A 3,488-nucleotide genomic window follows, 5' to 3' on the forward strand; every position below is an offset into this window, starting at 1 on the left:
GGCCGAGAGGCGAGGCAACGGCCTGCAAAGCCGTGTACGCGGGTTCAAATCCCGTCCCCACCTCGGCAACAAGCACGGGCGATTGGCGCAGTGGGAGCGCGCTTCCTTGACACGGAAGAGGTCACTGGTTCAAACCCAGTATCGCCCACCACAGGAAACGGCTCGTCACTGAAAACCCGGTGACGAGCCGTTTCGCATGTGGCGCAAACAGTCAGTCCACGCTGAGCCGGTAGCCGATCCCGCGTACGGTCTGCACACCCACTGTGGCGTCGGCGCTGCGCAGCTTGCGCCGCAACCGCTTGACGGCCGAGTGCAGGACGGACGAGTCGCCGAGGTAGGCGCACCCCCAGACCGACTCGAAGAGCTTCTCGTACGTCCAGACTCCGACCGGCGTGCTGGCGAGTTGGGTGAGCAGACGGTGTTCGAGCCGGGTCAGGGCCAGCGGCTGCCCCTGCCACGTCACCAGGTGGTCGAGAGGGGCGATCTCCAGGTCGCCGAGGGTGATCCGGCCGGAGGTGGGGGTCGGGGCCGTCGCGAAAGCGGCGACGGCGGCCGCAGGGGTGGCGGCAACGGTGGGTTCGGTCGCAGGGCCGACGACCGGGGCCGGTCCGCCGATCGCGGGCGGACCGATCATCGCCTGCAACGCGGCGAGGTCGGTGCAGATCACCAGGGTGCCGAGCCCGTCCAGTCGCCGCACCATCCGTTCGCGTACCGACACGTCGGCCGTCACGCAGAACACGAGGGACACGCCATCGATCACTGTTGTACCTCCCCAGGTGCCAGTGAAAGACAACGCTGTCTGAACCCCATAGTCAATGGTTTCCGGCCGGTAGCCATCGTGATCGACTCGGATCCGCCGACGTCGGGCCTTCCCGGCGCGGTCGGCGCGTACGGCTCAGAACGTCAACACGCGGAACTCGCCCACCGGCCGGAAACCGAGGCGGCGGTAGACCGACTCACCGATCGGCGAGGAGGTGAGCGCGGCGGTGCGGGCACCCCGCTCACTGGCCAGGCGCAGTGCCGCCCTGGTCATCGCCGCGCCGATTCCCCTGCGCCGCTGCTCGGGCTGCGTACCCACGAAGTAGAGCGTGATCAGGCCGTGGCTGAGCCAGGCGACGGCGGTGCCGACGACACGGCCGTCGTCCAGCCGACCGGCCAGTCTGATCACCGTGCCGTCACCGGAGAACGCCTTCTCCCGCTCGATCGTCGCCGCCACGCCGTCCGTCGGGATCCCGGACACCCGGGCGTAGGCCCTGACGAACGCGGCGAGGTCGGTGGTCTCGGCGATGTGCAGGCCGGCCGGAGCCGGTTCGTCCGCCGCCTCGTCGATCACCGCTGTCATGATCGGCAGGCGGGCGAACTCGACGGCCCCGAGGGAGACCAGGCCGTCGGCCGTGCCGGGGTCGCTGTCCGGGCCGACCCACCACACCCGGGGTACGCCGTGCAGGCGCTGCCGGGCCTCCAGGAGCGCGTCCTGCGGTGTGCGCCCGGTCACGCGCAGCACGCCGTTGAGGGTCGGGTGCGGCACGTCGCTGCGGTAGGTCGCCAGGTCCGGACCTCCGACCGGGCCGATGTTCCAACCGAGCAGGTACGCCCGGTGCGCGGCCAGCACCGTGTCCAGGGACTCCATGATCTGGATCGTAACGCGGTGCCGGACACCCCCTCGACCAGCCAAAACGGCGGTGACCGGCAGTACTTTGTCGATCGTTCCAGATCGCGGGTAGCGTTCAGCCATGGCACGTACCCGTGAGTTCGACCTCGACGCCGCCGTCGACGCCGCCATGGACGTGTTCCGGAGCAAGGGCTACGAGGGCACCTCGATGCGCGACCTGTCGGAGGCGACCGGCCTGGGCAGCGGTTCGATCTACGCCGCGTTCGGCAGCAAGGACGGGCTCTACCTCGCGGTGCTGGACCTGTACCGGCAGCGGTACGCCGCGCCGATGGTCGATCTGCTGCGCTCCGGCAACGACGCGCGAGCGGTCATCCGGGAGGTGTTCGTCGGCACTGTGGACGACATCGCCGGCGACGGCCGGCACCTCTCCTGTCTCATCGTCGGCGCGTCGATGGAACGGGCCCACCAGGACGTACGGGTCGCCGATCGGCTCCGCTCGACCACCCAGTCCCTGGAAGCGGCGCTCTACGACCTGCTGGCCGAGGCGCAGTTGCGGGGCCAGATCACGTCCGACCGCAGCGCCACCGACCTGGCCGGCTTCCTGGTGACCAACCTTCAGGGCCTGCGGGTGATGGGTGCCATCAACCCGGACCGGGCGGCGCTGACGCGCTACGCCGAGGTCGCGCTCACCTGCCTGGACTGACCACCGGACACGGTGGTCGGCTGTTACCCGAATGAGGAGTCGAGCATGAGAGCGGTCGGACTGTTGCGCTACGGCGGGCCCGAGGTGCTGCGGGTGGTCGACCTTCCGACGCCGCACGCCGGCCCGGGGGAGGTCCGTGTCCGGGTACGCGCCGCGGCGGTCAACCCGGCGGACACCCAGATCCGGGCCGGTATGTTGCCGGTGCCACTGCGCGGCAGCGACCCGCTGCTGCCCGGTCACGACATCGCCGGCACCATCGACGAGGTGGGCTCCGGCACCAGTGGCGCACTCGCCCCGGGCGACCCGGTGATGGCCATGGTCAATCCGAGCCGGGAGGCCGGCGGCGGGTACGCCGAGTGGGTCGTGCTCCCGGAGGCCTGGGTGGTGCCCGCTCCGGCGGGCGTGTCACCCGCCGAGGCGGCCACTCTGCCGTTGAACGGATTGACCGCCCTGCACGCCCTGGATCAGTTGCGACTGGAGCCCGGCAGCACCCTCGCGGTGACCGGGGCGGCCGGTGCCGTCGGCGGCTATGCGGTTCAGCTCGCCAAGGCCGCCGGTCACCGGGTGCTGGCCGACGCGGCGCAGGGTGACGTCGACCTGGTCGCCGCGCTCGGCGCCGACGTGACGGTGATCCGAGGGCCGGGCGTCGCCGACCGCCTCCGGGAGCACGCCCCGGACGGGGTGGACGCCGCTGTCGACGCCGCGTTGCTCGGTGGCGCGCTGCTGCCCGCGGTGCGCGAGGGTGGTGCCGTCGCACTGCTGCGCGGCGGGCCCGACCCGGTGCTGCGGGCGCAGGCCGACCAGCGGAAGATCGACATGGTGTCGGCGTTCGTGTACGAGTACGAGGGGCGCCGCGACAAGCTCGACCCTCCTCGGCGACTCGCCGAGGAGGGTGCGCTGACCCTGCGGGTCGCCGGCCGGTTTCCGCCGCAGGAGGCGGCCCGCGCGCACCAGCTCCTGGAAGCCGGAGGGGTACGCGGCCGGTTGGTCATCGAGTTCTGATTCCGCCGCCGGCACCACCGGAGCGCGGTGGTCCACTCACCGGCTGCGACGCCTTCCCGGCGTCTGCTGCGGCGCGGTATTCGGCGTTCGCCCCGCCCATCTGGGCGTAGTCCGTTATCCCGAAAACCTCATCGCCTACCCGAGCGGTGGTCACCCCGTCACCGACCTCAT

4 protein-coding genes, 2 tRNA genes and 1 pseudogene are annotated in these 3,488 nt (G+C 71.2%); 4 read left to right on the top strand and 3 right to left on the bottom strand.

The annotated features are described in order from the left end of the window. Positions 1 to 60, top strand: a tRNA-Cys gene (locus tag ACWCO3_RS32990). A gap of 16 nt (positions 61 to 76) precedes the next feature. After that, positions 77 to 151, top strand: a tRNA-Val gene (locus ACWCO3_RS32995). 60 nt (positions 152 to 211) lie between these two features. Here the strand turns inward: ACWCO3_RS32995 and ACWCO3_RS33000 are convergent. Further along, complete coding sequence (locus ACWCO3_RS33000; protein ID WP_358163233.1) at positions 212 to 718, bottom strand: winged helix-turn-helix domain-containing protein; 507 nt, start codon at positions 716 to 718, stop codon at positions 212 to 214. Positions 719 to 895: 177 nt separating this feature from the next. Then, the gene (locus ACWCO3_RS33005) at positions 896 to 1,630 is read right to left on the bottom strand and encodes a GNAT family N-acetyltransferase (protein WP_358162809.1); all 735 of its coding nucleotides are present in this window, start codon (positions 1,628 to 1,630) and stop codon (positions 896 to 898) included. A gap of 103 nt (positions 1,631 to 1,733) precedes the next feature. Here ACWCO3_RS33005 and ACWCO3_RS33010 point away from each other — a divergent pair, with 103 nt between their 5' ends. Together ACWCO3_RS33010 and ACWCO3_RS33015 are read left to right on the top strand one after the other, a co-directional pair. Next, positions 1,734 to 2,315, top strand: a complete 582-nt coding sequence (locus tag ACWCO3_RS33010) for a TetR/AcrR family transcriptional regulator (protein WP_145784812.1) — start codon at positions 1,734 to 1,736, stop codon at positions 2,313 to 2,315. A 45-nt stretch (positions 2,316 to 2,360) separates the two neighbouring features. Continuing rightward, the gene (locus ACWCO3_RS33015; protein ID WP_450013845.1) at positions 2,361 to 3,317 is read left to right on the top strand and encodes an NADP-dependent oxidoreductase; all 957 of its coding nucleotides are present in this window, start codon (positions 2,361 to 2,363) and stop codon (positions 3,315 to 3,317) included. Here ACWCO3_RS33015 and ACWCO3_RS33020 read toward each other — a convergent pair. Then, positions 3,310 to 3,488 (bottom strand): annotated as a pseudogene (locus ACWCO3_RS33020) (NADP-dependent oxidoreductase); the annotation flags it as partial. The gene ACWCO3_RS33015 and the pseudogene ACWCO3_RS33020 overlap by 8 nt on opposite strands.

It is taken from the genome of Micromonospora sp. NPDC002411, from assembly GCF_053592955.1.

Coding starts and splice junctions, on each gene's coding strand:
- ACWCO3_RS33015 (WP_450013845.1), top strand. CDS start 2,361: ATGAGAGCGGTCGGACTGTTGCGCTACGGCGGGCCCGAGGTGCTGCGG.
- ACWCO3_RS33005 (WP_358162809.1), bottom strand. CDS start 1,630: ATGGAGTCCCTGGACACGGTGCTGGCCGCGCACCGGGCGTACCTGCTC.
- ACWCO3_RS33010 (WP_145784812.1), top strand. CDS start 1,734: ATGGCACGTACCCGTGAGTTCGACCTCGACGCCGCCGTCGACGCCGCC.